16 protein-coding genes and 1 tRNA gene are annotated in these 16,727 nt (G+C 65.6%); 7 read left to right on the plus strand and 10 right to left on the minus strand.

Annotated features, from left to right (window positions below; translation table 11 throughout):
- Positions 1–33 precede the first annotated feature (33 nt).
- From H276_RS0103335 to H276_RS0103345, 3 genes are read left to right on the plus strand one after another with little or no spacing between them, the layout of a single operon-like run.
- Entirely contained in the window at positions 34–1,308 is a 1,275-nt protein-coding gene (locus H276_RS0103335; RefSeq protein ID WP_019969889.1) for a deoxyguanosinetriphosphate triphosphohydrolase, read from the plus strand.
- Positions 1,309–1,359: 51 nt separating this feature from the next.
- A complete protein-coding gene (dnaG, locus tag H276_RS0103340; protein WP_019969890.1) occupies positions 1,360–3,261 on the plus strand; it encodes a DNA primase in 1,902 nt (633 codons plus the stop codon).
- A 16-nt stretch (positions 3,262–3,277) separates the two neighbouring features.
- Entirely contained in the window at positions 3,278–3,610 is a 333-nt protein-coding gene (locus tag H276_RS0103345) for a hypothetical protein (protein ID WP_019969891.1), read from the plus strand.
- Here H276_RS0103345 and H276_RS0103350 read toward each other — a convergent pair.
- Positions 3,607–3,876, minus strand: coding sequence for a hypothetical protein (locus H276_RS0103350; protein ID WP_019969892.1), 270 nt, complete (start codon positions 3,874–3,876; stop codon positions 3,607–3,609). The two genes, H276_RS0103345 and H276_RS0103350, sit on opposite strands and share 4 nt — an antisense overlap.
- 160 nt (positions 3,877–4,036) lie before the next feature.
- On the opposite strand from H276_RS0103350, the gene H276_RS0103355 reads away from it, so the two are divergent.
- Positions 4,037–4,109, plus strand: a tRNA-Asn gene (locus H276_RS0103355).
- Positions 4,110–4,120: 11 nt separating this feature from the next.
- Here the strand turns inward: H276_RS0103355 and H276_RS0103360 are convergent.
- Positions 4,121–4,432, minus strand: coding sequence for a hypothetical protein (locus tag H276_RS0103360; protein ID WP_019969893.1), 312 nt, complete (start codon positions 4,430–4,432; stop codon positions 4,121–4,123).
- A gap of 177 nt (positions 4,433–4,609) precedes the next feature.
- Here H276_RS0103360 and H276_RS0103365 point away from each other — a divergent pair, with 177 nt between their 5' ends.
- Positions 4,610–5,077: an LppP/LprE family lipoprotein gene (locus H276_RS0103365; protein WP_036460590.1), complete on the plus strand. Its 468-nt coding sequence runs from the start codon at positions 4,610–4,612 to the stop codon at positions 5,075–5,077.
- Positions 5,078–5,090: 13 nt separating this feature from the next.
- Here the strand turns inward: H276_RS0103365 and H276_RS0103370 are convergent, their stop codons facing one another.
- From H276_RS0103370 to H276_RS0103380, 3 genes are all read right to left on the minus strand, one after another.
- The gene (locus H276_RS0103370; RefSeq protein WP_019969895.1) at positions 5,091–7,013 is read right to left on the minus strand and encodes an acyl-CoA dehydrogenase; all 1,923 of its coding nucleotides are present in this window, start codon (positions 7,011–7,013) and stop codon (positions 5,091–5,093) included.
- Positions 7,014–7,118: 105 nt separating this feature from the next.
- On the minus strand, positions 7,119–8,339 hold the full coding sequence (locus tag H276_RS0103375; protein ID WP_026356538.1) for an MFS transporter: 1,221 nt from the start codon (positions 8,337–8,339) through the stop codon (positions 7,119–7,121).
- Between the two features lie 35 nt (positions 8,340–8,374).
- On the minus strand, positions 8,375–8,845 hold the full coding sequence (locus H276_RS0103380) for a MarR family winged helix-turn-helix transcriptional regulator (RefSeq protein WP_019969897.1): 471 nt from the start codon (positions 8,843–8,845) through the stop codon (positions 8,375–8,377).
- Between the two features lie 106 nt (positions 8,846–8,951).
- Here H276_RS0103380 and H276_RS0103385 point away from each other — a divergent pair, with 106 nt between their 5' ends.
- Both H276_RS0103385 and H276_RS0103390 read left to right on the plus strand, forming a co-directional pair.
- A complete protein-coding gene (locus tag H276_RS0103385; protein ID WP_026356540.1) occupies positions 8,952–10,988 on the plus strand; it encodes an ATP-binding cassette domain-containing protein in 2,037 nt (678 codons plus the stop codon).
- 29 nt (positions 10,989–11,017) lie between these two features.
- Complete coding sequence (locus tag H276_RS0103390) at positions 11,018–11,827, plus strand: CbiQ family ECF transporter T component (RefSeq protein ID WP_019969899.1); 810 nt, start codon at positions 11,018–11,020, stop codon at positions 11,825–11,827.
- Positions 11,828–11,921: 94 nt separating this feature from the next.
- Here the strand turns inward: H276_RS0103390 and H276_RS0103395 are convergent, their stop codons facing one another.
- The 5 genes from H276_RS0103395 to H276_RS0103415 all read right to left on the minus strand — a co-directional run bounded on the left by H276_RS0103395 (position 11,922) and on the right by H276_RS0103415 (position 16,533).
- Positions 11,922–13,253: a sugar ABC transporter substrate-binding protein gene (locus tag H276_RS0103395; RefSeq protein WP_019969900.1), complete on the minus strand. Its 1,332-nt coding sequence runs from the start codon at positions 13,251–13,253 to the stop codon at positions 11,922–11,924.
- The gene (locus H276_RS0103400; protein WP_019969901.1) at positions 13,250–14,062 is read right to left on the minus strand and encodes a carbohydrate ABC transporter permease; all 813 of its coding nucleotides are present in this window, start codon (positions 14,060–14,062) and stop codon (positions 13,250–13,252) included. The genes H276_RS0103395 and H276_RS0103400 overlap by 4 nt, the downstream gene beginning before the upstream one ends.
- Positions 14,049–14,921 carry a carbohydrate ABC transporter permease gene (locus H276_RS0103405; RefSeq protein ID WP_019969902.1) on the minus strand — a complete coding sequence of 291 codons (873 nt, stop codon included), beginning with the start codon at positions 14,919–14,921 and terminating at the stop codon, positions 14,049–14,051. Before H276_RS0103405 ends, H276_RS0103400 begins: the two co-directional genes overlap by 14 nt.
- Before the next feature lie 154 nt (positions 14,922–15,075).
- Positions 15,076–15,786, minus strand: a complete 711-nt coding sequence (locus H276_RS0103410) for a triacylglycerol lipase (RefSeq protein ID WP_231376592.1) — start codon at positions 15,784–15,786, stop codon at positions 15,076–15,078.
- A gap of 396 nt (positions 15,787–16,182) precedes the next feature.
- Complete coding sequence (locus H276_RS0103415; RefSeq protein ID WP_155942936.1) at positions 16,183–16,533, minus strand: hypothetical protein; 351 nt, start codon at positions 16,531–16,533, stop codon at positions 16,183–16,185.
- Between the last annotated feature and the right edge of the window lie 194 nt (positions 16,534–16,727).

Consider the following 16,727-nt stretch of genomic DNA (forward strand, 5'->3'; position numbering starts at 1 on the left):
TGTTGCTGCTGCGTCCTGGCAGACTGTGCCTCGGTGAACGACGACGGGTACGACCCCTACGACGACTTCGACCGGGAACGCCTAGTGGTCGAAGCGCCGAAGGCTGCCGCCCTGCCCGGAACCGACAGCGTGCACCGCACCGATTTCGCCAGGGACCGAGCCAGAGTGCTGCACAGCGCGGCCCTGCGTCGGTTGGCCGACAAGACCCAGGTCGTCGGGCCGCGGCAGAGCGAGACGCCCCGCACTCGGCTCACCCATTCCCTCGAAGTGGCCCAGATCGGCCGCGGCATGGCGATCGGGCTCGGCTGCGACTCCGACCTCGTGGACCTGGCCGGGCTGGCCCATGACATCGGCCATCCGCCGTACGGGCACAACGGCGAACGCGCGCTCAACGAGATCGCGCAATCCTTCGGTGGATTCGAGGGCAACGCGCAGAACTTCCGCATCCTCACCCGGCTGGAACCCAAAGCCCTTGACAGCGAAGGTCGTTCCGCTGGACTGAATCTGACCCGGGCCTCGCTGGACGCGGTGACCAAGTACCCGTGGCAGCGCTATGGCGGGCGCAAGAAGTTCGGGTTCTACGACGATGACGCGCAGGCGGCCGCATGGGTGCGCGACGGCGCACCCGCCGAACGCCCGTGCCTGGAAGCGCAGGTCATGGACTGGGCCGACGACGTCGCCTATTCGGTGCACGACGTGGAAGACGGCGTGATCTCCGGGCGCATCGATCTGCGGGTACTTGCCGACGCCGACGCGGCCGCCTCGCTGGCCCGCTTGGGTGCCAAGTCGTTTCCGGTCCTGAGCCATGACGATCTGCTGGCGGCTGCCGACCGGCTGTCGCGGATGCCGGTGGTGACGGGGGTGGGGAAGTACGACGGCACCTTGGCGGCGTCGGTTGCACTCAAGCGGCTCACCAGCGAGCTCGTCGGCCGGTTCGCCAACGTCGCCATCACCGAGACCCGGGAGGCCGCCGGCGCCGGCCCGCTGCGACGCTTCGACACCGACCTGGCGGTGCCCGTCATGGTGCGCGCCGAGGTGGCGGTGTTGAAGATGCTGGCGCTGCAGTTCATCATGTCCGACCACCAGCACCTGCAGATCCAGACCGACCAGCGCACTCTCATCCACGAGGTCGCCCTGGCGTTGTGGGCTCAGGCCCCGGTCAGCCTCGACCCGCTGTTCGCACCGGAGTTCATCGCGGCGAATGATGACGGGGCCAGGCTGCGGGTGGTCATCGATCAGATCGCGTCCTACACCGAGAGTCGGCTGGAGCGCGTCCATGAGGCGCGATCACCCCGTCCACTGGGCTGAGCCCGTTCGATCCCGAAAAAAATGGCCTTCACCGCCGCATAGACTGAGCCGGTGGCCGGCCGGATTCCTGATCGCGATATCGCGGCCATCCGCGAAAAAATCCGCATCGAGGACGTCGTCGGCGACTATGTTCAGCTGCGCCGCGCCGGAGCCGACTCGATGAAGGGCCTGTGCCCGTTCCACGATGAGAAGTCGCCGTCGTTCCACGTCAGGCCCAACCACGGCCACTTCCACTGCTTCGGCTGCGGCGAAGGCGGTGACGTCTACGCCTTCATCCAGAAGATCGAGCACATCAGCTTCGTCGAGGCGGTCGAGTTGCTCGCGGACCGCGTCGGCTACACCGTCACCTACACCGGTGCCTCCACCACCAACGTGCAACGCGACCGTGGCAGCCGCAGCCGGCTGCTGGCCGCCAACGCCGCCGCGCAGGAGTTCTACGCCGAGGCGCTGGCATCCGAAGAAGCCGCCGAGGCGCGCAAGTACCTGACCGAACGCAACTTCGATGCCGCGGCGGCCGCGCAGTTCGGCTGCGGGTTCGCCCCGTCGGGTTGGGACAAGTTGACAAAACACTTGCTGCGCAAAGGTTTTGAGTTCAAGGAACTGGAAGCCGCCGGGCTCAGCCGGGAAGGTAAGCGCGGGCCGATGGATCGCTTCCACCGGCGTCTGCTGTGGCCGATCCGGGTGTCGTCGGGGGAGACCATCGGGTTCGGTGCGCGCCGGTTGTTCGACGACGATCAGAACCAGGCGAAGTACGTCAACACCCCCGAAACCGTGCTGTACAAGAAGTCGCAGGTGCTCTTCGGGCTCGACCGGGCCAAACGCGATATCGCCAAGGGACACCAGGCTGTAGTCGTCGAGGGCTACACCGATGTGATGGCCATGCACATGGCCGGCGTCACCACCGCGGTGGCCTCGTGCGGCACCGCGTTCGGCGACCAGCACCTGTCCATGCTGCGGCGACTCATGATGGACGACAACTGGTATCAAGGTGAATTGATATTCGTCTTCGATGGCGATGCCGCCGGGCAAGCGGCTGCGCTGAAGGCCTTCGATGGAGACCAACAGGTCGCAGGCAAGTCCTTTGTTGCCGTGGCGGAGGGCGGATTGGACCCGTGTGATTTGCGCCTGAAGAAGGGTGACGCGGCGCTGCGCGAGCTTGTCGCAAAACGGCAGCCGATGTTCGAGTATGCGGTTCGGTCCATCCTCTTGCGATTCGATCTGGATACCGAAGAAGGGCGAGTCGAAGGTTTACGTCAGACCGTTCCGCTCTTGGGGAAGATCAGAGATCCATCCTTACGCGACGGCTATGCGACAAAACTTGCCGATTCCTGGGTCGGGTGGCCGAACATTCCCCAGGTCGTCAAGCGGGTCCGTGAGGAAGCAGCAAAGGGGGGGCGACGCGCCGCCGTCGAACCCCAGGCACGCCCGAAGGCTGCTGCGGCGCCGCCCGTGCAGCGGCCGAACCCCGCGGACCCGACGTTGTGGCCGCAACGCGAGGCGCTCAAGGCGGGGTTGCAGTACCCCGGCCTGGCCGGTCCCGTGTTCGACTCTTTGACCACCGAGAGCTTCACCCATCCCGGCTACGCCGCGGTGCGGGCCGCGATCGAGGCGGCCGGGGGTGCGGCGTCCGGGCTCTCGGGCGCGCAGTGGATCGAAGTCGTCCGCGAGCAGACCAACTCGCCGGCGGCGGCCAGTCTGGTCAACGAACTCGGCGTGGAAGCCATCAACGTCGAGGATGACGAGCAACTGCCGCGTTACGTCGGCAGCGTGCTGGCGCGGCTGCAGGAGGTGTGGGTCGGGCGGCAGATCGCCGAGGTCAAATCCAAGTTGCAGCGCATGTCGCCGGTCGAGCAGGGCGATGAATACCACGCGCTGTTCGGTGACCTGGTGGCGATGGAGTCATACCGCCGCAGCCTGCTGGAACAAGCCAGTGGTGACGACCTGACTGCGTGATCGCTCACATCACGATATGGTGAACGCACTGTCGACCGTGGGCGAGGCGAGAAAGGCAACCCTGGTGAAACTGATCAGCACCCCGACGCGGCGGTTTGTCGCTGTCGGCGCTTTCGTGGTGGCGGCAGCCGCTTCGGTGGCCGCTCCGGCATTCCTGAGCCAGCAGACTGTGACTGCGGGTCCGGCTTGCCTGGCCTGGTTCGGGAACAAGGAGGACGGTAAGTGCCTGTCCTACTCGAATGGCCAGTCCACCCAAGTCGGAACGCCGTGGGTCGGAGCCGGGGGAAGTGGCGGTGTGTACAGCGGGCCGCTGATGCCGGGTACCACCATCAACCAAGGCATCGGCTAGCTCGAGCTCCAGTCGCGCTTTTTCGAAGCGTCGGTGTTCTCCATGGAGAGCACCGACGTTTCCGCATCTATAGGGGTCATCGTCACGAACTGCGGGTCCGGGGACACGCGCTTGGCGATGGTCCGGCGGCCGGCATCGAGCACGGCCTTGGTCGCGGGATTGCCGGTCACCGCGCGATAGGTGTTCGCGATCTGCTCGTAGCGGCGTCGGCCCGCCTTGGCACCCAGTACATAGCCGACGGCGATCACGGCGGCGTAGCGGATCACGGCGTTCCTCCCAGACGGCGAATGTGTACTTCCATCCTGCCTCACCGCCGCGCCGACGCGCCGGTCCGGGAGCGCATTGGCGGCGGCGGTGGTCTGTAGGCTAGAGTCAACGCTCGGCCCGCACGGAGCAAGCTCCGCGCGGACTTGCCGCAGAAAGTAGTCCCCTGTAGCTCAATTGGCAGAGCTCCCGACTGTTAATCGGGCGGTTATTGGTTCGAGTCCAATCGGGGGAGCAACATTCTCCTTATTTCTTGCCCTGCTGCTGTTGTCGCGCAGCCTGGGCGAGAGCTTCCATCAACGGGTTGGCGGCTGAGGCCAGGGCCTGACGTTCCTCATCGGTGAGTTGGTACAAGGTCCACACGCCCCATGCGGCCGGCCGGATATACACCGTCACCTCCCGGCGGGTGTTCTGCAGTACGGCCGGAACGGGCACCGCGCGGTCCAGCGTGGCGGCACTGGCCAATTCTTCGGCGATCTTGTCGACGTCAGCCGACTCCTGCAGTTGGTACAGCACAGCCTTGTTGAATGGTCCTTCCATTGCGAGGAACCAGGCCATCACATCTCCTTCGGTCGGTGTCGGCCGTCACTGTAAGTGATCTGTGCGAATTGTGGGCAGGTAACGAGGGCCCGCGACACGCTCATCGGGTGCGTGACGACGCCTACGCACACCGCCCAGGAATTGCTCAGGATTGGCTAGGCTCGTGGCGTGCATCCTCGGCTGATCGCCACCGCCATGTTCGTCGGGCTCGTCACGGCCGGTTGCGGCTGGAGTCCGTCTTCGGCGCCGCCGCCGAAACCGGACACCTGCAAACCGACGGACGGCCCCAGCGCCGACGCTGTCGCCCAGGCGATCGCCAACCTGCCCAACCCCGAAGCCGGGGCGCAGTGGACTCAGGTCAGGGATGGCCACACCGCTAACTGCCGGCTGTACTGGGTGCAGGTTGGGCAGCAGAATCCGCAGCCCAACAGTGTCGGCCAGTTGCTGTTCTTCGACCGGCAGACGCCGCTGGGCCCGGCCACCCCGCAGCCGCGCCCGTACATCAACGTGGTGACCAATGCCGATGACACCGTGGTGGTCAACTACCAGTGGCAGCAGGGGCAGGATTCGCCCAAGGCACCCACCGGTATCGCGACGGTGCGGTTCCGGATCGGTGACGACGGCAAGCTGCAGGCCGTCGACCCGCTACCGCCCAACCCTTAGCCGTTGACCAGCCTTAGCCGTTGACCAGCTCGGCCGGATCGAGCATTGCTGCGTAACGCAGTTGCTCGGGTATACCGAAACCGTCGACGAGGGTTTCGGCGTGCGGCCGCAGGGTGCGGCAGCGCTCGTTGATGCCCCGGGTGACGGCCTTCGCGCGTTCGGTGGACAGGTAGCGGTGCTCGATGAACCAGGCCTTGTCGTCCTCGATGACCGACAGCGCGTACAGGTCGCAGACATCTTCCAGCAGTTCGCGCGCAGTGTCGTCCTCGCACGCGGCGATGCCGGCGACGAACGCCTCCAGGATCACGCGGTCGATGTGCGCCGACGCGGCATGCAGCACGTGGTCCTGCACGGCGTTGAACGCGTCGAACGCGCTCATCTCCTTGGCCTTGCCCTGCAACCGGCGGGCCAGCGTCGAGAGCAGGTATTCCTCGCGGTCCTCGAACATCTTGACCTGGGTACCGCGGTTGAACAGGCTGCCTTCCTCCTCGTTGTCCTGGCGGCTGTCCAGCACGGTCTGGATGATGGTTTCCGCCGAGGTGCGCTTGAGCACCCGCTCGCCGGCGAAGTTGGCGGCGAACCGCACCCATTCCACCGGGCTCATGCCCTTGATGTCGTCGGCGTAGGCGGTCAGGAGCTCCTTGGCCACCAGCTGGGTCAGTACGTGGTTGTCCCCCTCGAACGTGGTGAACACGTCGGTGTCGGCACGCAGTGCGATCAGCCGGTTCTCCGCGAGATAGCCTGCGCCACCGCATGCTTCGCGCGCTTCCTGGATGGCCTTGCTGGCGTGCCAGGTGTTGGCGGCTTTCAGTCCTGCCGCGCGCGCCTCCAGTTCGCGCTGCTCCTCGGCGTCCGGGTTGTCCGAGGTTTGCAGTTCGTGGCACTTGGACACCAATTCGTTCTGCGCGAACTGCAGTGCATAGGACTTGGCGATCAGCGGCAACAGCCGGCGTTGATGCACCAGGTAGTCCATGATCAGCACCTCGTTGTCGCTCTTGGGTGCCTCGAACTGCCTGCGTTCCAACGCATATCGCGTGGCGATGTCGAGGGCGACGCGGGCCGCCGCTGCCGCGCTGCCGCCGACGGTGACGCGACCGCGGATCAGCGTGCCGAGCATGGTGAAGAAGCGGCGGCCGGGGTTTTCGATCGGTGAACTGTAGGTGCCGTCGGGCGCGACGTCGGCGTAGCGGTTGAGCAGGTTCTCTCGCGGCACCCGCACGTGGTCGAACACGATGCGGCCGTTGTCGACGCCGGGTAGGCCACCCTTGTAGTGGCAGTCCGACGTCGTCACGCCGGGCATGTCGTTGCCCATGTCGTCGCGGATCGGCACCACGAAGCAGTGCACCCCGTGGCTCACCCCGTCCGGGGTGATGAGCTGTGCGAAAACCGCTGCGACCCTTGCAGTCTCGGCGGCACCACCGATGTAGTCCTTGCGCGCTGTCGGGGTAGGGGAGTGGATCACGAACTCTTCGGTCTCGGGATCGTAGGTCGCCGTGGTCTCCAGGGACTGCACGTCGCTGCCGTGGCCGGTCTCGGTCATGGCGAAACAGCCCAGCAGGTCGAGGTCGATGAGCCGGCGCACATAGGCCTTGTGGTGTCGCTCGGTGCCGAGGTTCTCGATGGCACCACCGAACAGGCCCCACTGCACGCCTGCCTTGACCATGAGCGATAGGTCGGACATAGCGAGCATCTCGATGCTGCTGATCGCGGCGCCGACGTCGCCATTGCCGCCGTACTCCTTGCGGAACCCGTCCTCAGCGGCTCCTGCGGCCGCCATGATCTTGAGTTGCTCGGCGACCTTGGCCCGTGCGATGGCGGTGTTGGGCATATAGTGCGGCCGGAACTTTTCGTCCGCCAGATTGGCCCGCATGGCGTTCTTGGTGTCTCGCCAGCGCCCGTCCAGCGTGTTTCGCAGATGCTCGGCAGTGGAGGTCATACCCGACGGTAGCGTGCGTGCAACAAAAAGAACGTCGAGATCGACACCAGGGTCGTTGTTTTCGCGCTATCGCAACCCTGGCGTCGATCTCGACGAAGAGAAGACCTAGCTGTCGTTGCCCACGGTGACTGCGGTCGCCTCGTCGGTGAGCTCGTCGAGCTCATCCTCGATGGCGTGCTCGTCATCGAGGTGGCGCAGATATGAGCGGGTCGCGAAGAGCACGGCTGCACCGGCGAGTACGGCGGCGGCGCCCACCCAGTACGGCAGGTGCACGCTGACCTGCTCGCCGAGCAGCCCGGCCAGCCATGGCGCGACGGCCGCACCGCTGAACCGCAGGAAGCTGTAGGCCGCCGAGGCCACGCCGCGCTCCACCGGCGCGGCTTTCATCACGGTCTCGGTGATCAGGGTGTTGTTGACACCGATGAACAGGCCCGCGACGACGACACCCGTTGCCAGCACGGCCTTGGAATCCGTCCACACCGCCATCGCAGTCAGCACCGCGGTGAAGGCGATCAGGTTGAGGATAAGTACCCGTACCGTGCCGAACCGGTGCTGCAGCCGCGGCGCCACCACCACCGAAGTGAAGGCCAGCGCCAAGCCCCAGCCGAAGAAGATCAGGCCGATCTCATGTGCCGTCATGTCCAGGGGGAACGGGGTGAACGCCAGCAGGGTGAAGAAGCCGAAGTTGTACAGCAGCGCGGTGATCGATACTCCGAGCAGTCCTCGGTGACGCAGCGCCCGGAACGGGTCGGCCAGTGTGGTCGCGCGTTCGGCTCGCGGGGTGGTCGGCAGCAGGAAGGCGGTGATCACCAGGGCGAACGCCATCAACGCCGACACTCCGAAGAACGGGCCGCGCCAGGAGATCGACCCCAGCACGCCGCCGACCAGCGGTCCGACGGCGATGCCCAGGCCCAGCGCGGCTTCATAGAGGATGATGGCTTGCGCCACGGAGCCTTTGGCGGAGTTGACGATAGTGGCCAGTGCGGTGGCGATGAACAGGGCGTTACCCAGTCCCCACAGGGCTCGCCAGCCGACGATCTGCATGACCGTGTCGCTCATGCCGGCCAGTCCCGCACCGGCGATGATGATGACCAGGCCAAGTAGCAGCGTGCGTTTCGGCCCGATCCGGCTCGACACCACTCCGGTGATCAACATCGCCACGCCCATCACTGCCATATAGCTGGTGAACAGCAGTGACACCTGCGACGGTGAGGCGTTGAGATTGTCGGCGATCGGTTTGAGGATCGGGTCCACCAGTCCGATGCCCATGAAAGCAACGACGGAGGCGAAGGCTACGGCCCACACGGCCTTGGGTTGGCGCCACATCTGGGCGATCACTCCTGTCTGTTGTCGGTTCGGTGCTAGTTGTCGTCGGCCGGGTCACGGTCCTCGAGAAGCCGCCGGATGACGTCCACGGCGGCCGCCAGGGTCTGGCGGTCCTCGGGAGCCAGGCGATCGAGCCGCGGGTTGATCGCGGCAGCTCGATCGAGCCGGGCCTGGGTGAGGGTGCGTCGACCCTCTTCGGTGATGCGGATCAGGACAGCGCGGGCGTCACCGGGGTCGGCGGTGCGTGAAACCAGCCCGGCGTCTTCGAGTCGGCGCACCTGGGTCGTCATCGTCGGCTGTGAGCAATGATCGAGGTAGGCCAGATCGGAGATCCGGGCTTGGCCCTGATCCTCGATGGTGGACAGTAGCCGTGCCTGCGCCCACGGCAGTGGCAGCCGGGTACGTTGGTTGGCGAGGCGATTAAGCCGCGCCACGACAGAGAGCAATTCCGCACCGAGTTCGCTCTTGCGTTGTGTCACGGTGTCCTCCGCGATGGATGTCGGCATAGAACCATAGTTACATAGATTCTCTATGTAGTCTATGGGCTCTCTGGTGCCCCCCGTCACACCACGGCCATCGGACCACACCAATTCCGGCTGGCAGAATCGAGAAATGACCGCTCCCGGATCGGCGATCCAGCCACGGACAGCGGGTCCGTTGACCCCTGGGGAACTCGCCCAGTCTGCTGTGATGGCGGCGTTGTGTGCCGCCACGGCCATCATTGCGGTGGTGGTGCCGTTCGCGGCAGGCCTGTCGATGCTGGGCACCGTGCCGATGGGCCTGCTGGCTTACCGCTACCGGATGCGGGTGCTGCTCGCGGCCACCGTCGCCGGCGCCACCATCGCTTTTCTGATTGCCGGGCTGGGTGGCTTCATGACCGTCGTCAACTGCGCCTACATCGGTGGGCTGACCGGCATCGTGAAACGACGCGGACGCGGCACGCCGACGGTGCTGGCGGCGGCCGTCGTCGCCGGTGCGGTGTTCGGCGCGGTGCTGGTCGGGGCCATGACCGTGCTGTCGCGGTTGCGCGTCCTCGCGTTCGAGTCGATGACCGCCAATATCGACGGTCTGGCCGTGGCCATGGCGCGCGTCCCCGTCCTGCGGGATTTCGCCGATCCGCTCAAGCACGGCTTCGCCACGCTGCTGGACTACTGGCCCGTGCTGATCCTCGGCTCGGGGGTATTCAGCATTTGTTTCGTCAGCTTGGTGGGCTGGTGGGCGCTGTCGAGGGTGCTGACCCGACTAGCCGGTGTTCCCGACGTCCACAAACTCGACGCCGCCACCGCGGCTGGCACGGTGGCGCCGGTGCCAGCCCGGCTGGCCGATGTCCGTTTCCGGTACCCGGGTCTCGACCACGACGCACTCGGCCCGGTGTCGATGGATCTGCGGCCAGGCGAACATGTCGCGGTCACCGGCCCCAACGGTTCCGGCAAGACCACTCTGATGCTGGTACTGGCGGGACGCGAACCCACGGCGGGCACAGTCGAACGCGCGGGCACGGTCGGTCTGGGCCGCATCGGCGGAACCGCGGTGATCATGCAGCACCCCGAAAGTCAGGTGCTCGGTACCCGGGTCGCCGACGATGTGGTGTGGGGGCTCCCGCCCGGCACGACGACGGATGTGGACCGGTTGCTGACCGAGGTCGGCCTCGACGGGCTGGCCGACCGGGATACAGGGGGCCTGTCCGGAGGCGAACTGCAGCGGTTGGCCGTTGCAGGTGCGCTTGCGCGGGAACCTGCCCTGCTCATCGCCGACGAAGTCACCAGCATGGTCGATCAGAACGGCCGCGACACCTTGATGACCGTGCTGTCGGGCCTGACCCGCCACCACGAGATGTCGCTCGTGCACATCACCCACTACGACGCCGAAGCGGCGTCGGCCGACCGAGCGATCAACCTGGGCGGCACGACCGACAACACCGACATGGTGCAGACCGCCGCCGTACCCGCCGGCACCATTCCCGGGCATGAATCCGGTGCGCCCGTGCTGGAACTGACGGCGGTCGGGCACGAGTACGCCAGCGGAACTCCGTGGGCCAAAACGGCCTTGCGAGACATCACGTTCACCGTCAACGAAGGCGACGGGCTTCTGATCCACGGCCTCAACGGATCCGGCAAGTCCACCCTTGCCTGGATCATGGCCGGACTCACCGTGCCCACCTATGGCGCCTGCCTACTCGACGGTGCGCCGGTGTCCGGTCAAGTTGGCGCCGTGGCGATGTCGTTCCAGGCGGCGCGCCTGCAGTTGATGCGCAGCAATGTCAAACGGGAGATCGCCTCGTCCGCAGGTTTCCCGATCGAGGATCAGGCCCGCGTTGCGGCGACCCTGGCTGCTGTCGGCCTGGATCCGGGACTGGCCCAGCGCCGCATCGACCAGCTCTCCGGCGGCCAGATGCGCCGTGTGGTGCTGGCCGGTCTGCTCGGCCGGTCACCGCGTGCGCTCATCCTCGACGAGCCGTTGGCTGGTCTGGACGCGGCTAGCCAGCGCGGGTTGCTGCGTTTGTTGGAGGATTTGCGGCGTGACACGGGGCTGACCGTCGTGGTCATCTCGCACGACTTCTCGGGCTTGGAGGACCTCTGCCCGCGCACCTTGCACCTACGCGAGGGAGTGTTGGCGATGGCGCCCACCGCGGCCGGAGGTGCCCGGTGACCGTACCTACCCGGGGACAACGCAGACCCATGGTGCTGCTGCGTCCGATACCCGGAGACAGCGTCATCCACCAACTGTGGGCCGGCACCAAGCTTCTGGCGGTCGCCGGTATCGGAGTGCTGCTGACCTTCTATCCCGGCTGGGTGCCCATCGGATTCGTCGCGGTGCTGGTGCTGGTGGTGGCCCGGTTGGCGCACATCCCGCGGGGCGCGGTGCCGTCGGTGCCGTTCTGGCTGTGGATTCTGCTGGCGCTCGGTGCGGCGACCGCGACACTGGCCGGCGGTGCCCCGATCGTCGATGTCGGGTCGATGCACATCGGCCTGGGTGGGCTGCTCAACTTCCTGCGCATCACCGCGTTGTCGATCGTCCTGTTGGGCCTCGGTGCCCTGGTGTCATGGACCACCAATGTCGCCGATATCGCTCCCGCTGTCGCGACATTGGGCCGTCCACTGCGGTTCGTGGGTGTCCCGGTGCACGACTGGGCGGTGACGATTGCGTTGGCGCTGCGGGCCTTCCCGATGCTGATCGACGAGTTCCGCACTCTCTATGCGGCGCGACGGCTGCGACCCAAGGAACGGGCCGAGTCCTTCCGGGCTCGCAGGCGGCAACGAGTGGGCGATGTCATCGACCTGTTGGCGGCATCCGTCACTGTGGCGCTGCGTCGCGCCGACGAGATGGGCGACGCCATCACTGCGCGTGGTGGCGCAGGCCAGATCTCGGCGCTGCCGTCCCGGCCCAAGGCTCGTGACTGGGTGGCGTTCGCGGTGCTGATCGTGGTGTGTGGCAGTGCGTTGGCGTTGGAGCTGACGGTGCTCGGCACCAGCTTGCCGCGCACGTGAGGAGCAAATGGGCCCAGCGCACGTGAGGAGCAAATGGGCCCAGCGCACGTGAGGAGCAAATGGGCCCAGCGCACGTGAGGAGCAAATTAGCCGGTCAGCGTGCCGCCGCTCCGTTGGCGGCCCATTGCGCATCGGCCAGACTGGACGCGACGTCCTTGCGGCCCAGAAACATCTCGTCGAAATAGGGTCGCAGTGCCTGATATCCGGCGGGGAACCCGGGGCCTCCCGGTGCCGGGACGTGTGGTCCGCGCAACACCCGGAAGAAGGGGCTGACGTCGACGCCCCGCGACTTCCAATAGTCGTGGTAGACCGGTTGAGCTGCGAGTACCGCAGGCACTGCAGCGCCGTGCGCCCCGAGGAATTCGTTGCCCTGCTTGCTGCCCATCCACTCCAGTACTTGCCGTACCGCGCCCGGATGCTTGGTCGCCGAATTTGCCGCCGCGGCAATCCCATTGGTGACGCTCACCCGGCCCTTGGGTCCCTCGGGCAGCATCACCACGCCCCAGCGAAACGGTGCCTGGTTGGCAATGGCCGCCAAGTTGAAGGTGCCGGACTGGAACAATGCCATCCGGCCCTGCAAGAACGTGTTGCGGGAAAAGTCACCGTTGCTGTTGGTGACCGAGGCCGGCGGCGCGACGTGGTCGGTATTGATCAACCCGACCAGATAGGTGAACGCCTCGACCGCCTGCGGATTGTCGAACGCGAACCGGTCGCCGACAGTGAACACACCCCCGGCCGACCCGATGTAGTTCAGGTAAATACCCTGCATGTCGTTGGCTGCGTTGTAGCCCCACTGGCGGATCCGGGTCGGATCGAACCCGTCGGTGGCGGCAGTGCGCCCGTCCTCGTCGACGGTGAGCCGGGCCAGCAGCGGGCGCAGCGTGTCGTCGGGCCCGTTCGACCAACGCAGCGTGAGCAATTCGGTGAGGTCGACCCCGGCGGCGTCGAGCAGGTCGGCGTTGAAGAACACGGCGATGCCGGCGTCGGTCAGCTGCGGCACGCCCCACAGCGCACCGTTCCGGGTGAATTGACTGACCACCGACGGCTCCCAGGCGCGGGCCGCGTTGGGGCCCAACGTCTTCCCGATGTCCATCAACCGACCGCCGTCGGCGTAACCGGCGAAGTAGGCATTGGACAACCAGAAGATGTCGTCGGCGCTGCCGCCGGCCACGTCGGTGCGCAATGTGTCGAAGTACGACGAGAACGCCACGGTGTTGACGTGCACCTCGATGTCGGGATGCTCACGACTGAACTCGGCGAATGATTCCCGGTACGCCGCGGCGGCCTGTTGATCCCACAGCCGCACGGTCACCACGGTGCGCCCCGACGGTTCGGTATCGCGGCCCAGAAGCATGGCCAGCCCCAGGAGGACCGCCATGGTCAGCGCCAGGCCCGCGGCGGCCAGCGTCGAGAACCGGGGCGTCATTTGATTCCTGTGATGACGATCGAACGGACGATGTTGCGTGACGCCGCGACGAAAAGCACCAGCAACGGCACGATCGCTACCGTCGTCGCGGCCATCACCAGCGGCCATTGCGCGTTGTACTGGTTCTGCAGGCCCGCGGTCGCGACCGTCAGTACCTGCCACTTACCTCCGCTGGTGATCACCAACGGCCACAGGAAGTTGTTCCATTGCGTCACCACGGTGATGAGCCCGAGAGTCACCAGGATCGGCCGGCTGACCGGCACCACGACATGGGTGATCACGTCCAGAGTGTTGGCGCCATCGAGACGGGCCGCACTGATCAGGTCGCCCGGGATGGACCGGAAGTACTCCCGTAGCAGGAAGATCGCATACGGCGAGCCGAACACGAACGGCAGCACCAAGGCCCAGAACGTGTTTCGCAGCCCGGCTTCGGCCATCATCAGATACAGCGGCACCACCGTCACCGTCGCGGGCACCATCAGCGTGGCGATGTACACCCAGAACAGCGCGTCCCGTCCCGGAAACTCCAGCCGGGCAAAGGCGTAGGCGGCCAGCACGGAGAACACCAGCTGTCCGAGCAGGATGACGGCGGTCATCAGTGCGGTCACCACGATGGCCCGGCCGAAGCCCGCGTCGGCGAGGCCGAGGTAGTTCTGAAGCGTTGGTGGTTTCGGCAGCGACAAGGGCGAGTCGGTGTTGAACTGTTGTGCCGAGGTGAACGACGTGAGCAGCCCCAGTCCGAAAGGCAGCAGGGTGATGATCGCTCCCAGCACCAGCACGGTGTAGATCGCGACGTTACGTGAGGGCATAGCTGATCCGGCGGCGGAAGTAGAGATGCTGGACCACGGTGAAGCAGACCAGCAGGACGAACAGCACGATCGCCATCACCGATGCGCGCCCGATGGCGGCCGCGCCGAATGCCTCGGCATAGATACGATGCGCGACGAGATCGGTGCGTCCCTGCGGGCCGCCCGAGGTCAAGGCATAGACGGTGTCGAATACCTGGGCGGCGCTGACGATTCCGGTGACCAGCACGAAGAACATCGTGGGTCGCAGCATCGGCAAGGTGATGTGGCGGAACCGTTGCCAGGAGTTCGCGCCGTCGGTACGGGCCGCGTTGTGCACGTCCTCGGGGATGTTGAGGATCCCGGCCAGGAAGAACAGCGTGACATATCCGACGTTGGTCCAGATCACCACTGCCGACACCAGCGGCAGTGCCAAGCCCGGATCGGTGAGCCAGTCGATCTGGTGGCCCAGCACCGTGCTGACCGCGCCGTCGGTGGGCGCCAGGATCCAGCGCCACAACACCGCGATGGCCAGCGGCGCGCAGATCCACGGCAGTACGTACACGGTGCGGAAGAAGCCACTCCCGGGCAGGCCTCGGGCCAACAGCGTTGCCGCCACCAGTCCCAACACGGTTTGAGTCGGTACCACCAACAGGACGAACAACAGCGTGACCAGCAGTGACGTCGCGAAGGACGAATCGGTGAGCACCGCCGTCCAATTATTCAGCCCTACATAGCTGATCGGACCCAGCAAATCCCATCGGTGCAGGCTGAGCCAGGCCACCACCAGCATCGGCAGCAACAGGAACGTGACGACGCCGAACAGGCTGGGTCCGACGAGCGCGTAGCCCAGTGCGGTGTCCCGGACACGCGATGTGGCCATTGAGCCATTAAAGCGGGTTGCGATTTCGGGTGACAGGCGGGCGGTTATCCACCGGATGCCCACAGCATTCCGGTTGCTGGTCAGTCTGGAGCGCAGCGGGTTGGTCCGCGCCTTATGGTCGGATTCTGCCGAGTAGCGGCATCGCCCACCACAGTCATGCGGCGAGTGAGTGTGACGTCGGAAACAGTTGTGCGATCAGGGGTTCCGCACGGAACGGCCGCCAGTCGTCCACTGACACAGCGAGCCGGTCAAGGACGACGTGAACAACGGTGGCGTTCGCACCCAGCCCGAAATGAGAACCGAAGACCTCGACATTTTCGGCGCGCGGTCCGTCATCCACACAGGCCGTCTTCCATTGCACGATTCCGTCTGACTTGGAAAATATGGAGGTGATCGGCTGGAGAGGATTCTCGTGGTGCGTGCGCCACTGGTCTGACGAATATGACGGCGAGTGCTTGGCTTCGAAGAGGTCATGAATTTTGGCACCCGAAGACTGTCGCTGGGGGATCGTGTTGACCGGTGACCCCATGGTGATCACTCGGTCGACGAGATGCGGCCGCAACATGGCGAGTTCACGCGCAAACAAACCGCCCAGGCTCCAACCGACGACCGGTATCGGGCCGCCCTGCCGATTGGCGAGATCCTCCAGTCTCATCACAATGCCCTCGATGGCCGCGCGTGTCGGGCCGATGTTTCGGCCGAGCCGCCAGCCATGAGACCGATAGCCGGCCAGATCAATCGTCTTGCGCATCAATCGTGTGGACAGGTCGTCGGACATCAGGCCAGGAATCACGAGCACGTGTCGGCCTTGCCCTTCGCCGGCGTGCGCCATACCCAACGCGGGGATTGCACCGACGAATGCCATGTGCTCCGCCACGGCCCGATAGGGCTCCGCCAGATAGTGATACAGACTCGGCGTCTCTACTGCTACTCGATCACTCATGGTCGCGTTTCGCCCCTTCGTGTCGGTGTCGGCCGTATGGCGGTGCTGTGAACGGCAGTCGACTCGACAGTAGAGGTGGATCGACGTGTGCGGGTGCGGTTTTGCGATGTCTATGTCGTGATCGAACTCAGTCTGCCCACGGTGTTGTGTTCTGGGCGTGCACAGGCATGTTCATCGCAGAATTACCAAGTGGGATTCGGTGTTCGGCGTAGCGAGTCTGCCGCCAGCCCTGGCTTGTAGCAAGGAGAACCCGCCACCAACGAGTGGTGGCGGGTTCTCGTCGGCCAAAGAATGGCCAGCCGCCGTTGAGCGGGATTCTTACTTGGCAGCAGCAGCAGCCGGCTTGGCAGCAGCAGCAGCCGGCTTGGCCGCAGCAGCAGCGGGCGGCTTGGCAGAGGTTTCGGTCTCGGTCTCGGTCAGGCTGGACTTCTTGATCACGGCCAGGGCGAAGTCGCGCTGCGCGGCGAGCAGGCGCTGGGCGATCGCGTAGTTGGCCTCCACAACCTCCTTGGGGCTGGGCAGGCTCGGCACCTCGCCGACGGAGATAGCCGGGAAGGTCGACAGGGCCTTCAGGCTCTCCTCGAGGTCCGGCAGTACGATCGTCGCGCGCTCCAGCGATGCAATCCACTGGTCGGTCAGATGGTTTGCGATCTCGGTGTAGTCAGACATGTGGTTCTCCTTGTGGGATGGGGGTCCGCTGGGCGTGACCATCGATTTGTAGAGCTGCAGAAGCAACGAACTCTGCTCGTCGGTCAACAACCGTCGGCGCAAATCACAGCTTCCACCGCGTCACTCTTGTAGTCGGGTTCAACCGTCGGCGGCCGGCCGTCGCCGATTCAGGTTTGTCGCACCGACACTGCGTA

The organism is Mycobacterium sp. 141 (assembly GCF_000382405.1).
In the GTDB taxonomy this organism is placed as follows: Bacteria; Actinomycetota; Actinomycetes; order Mycobacteriales; family Mycobacteriaceae; genus Mycobacterium.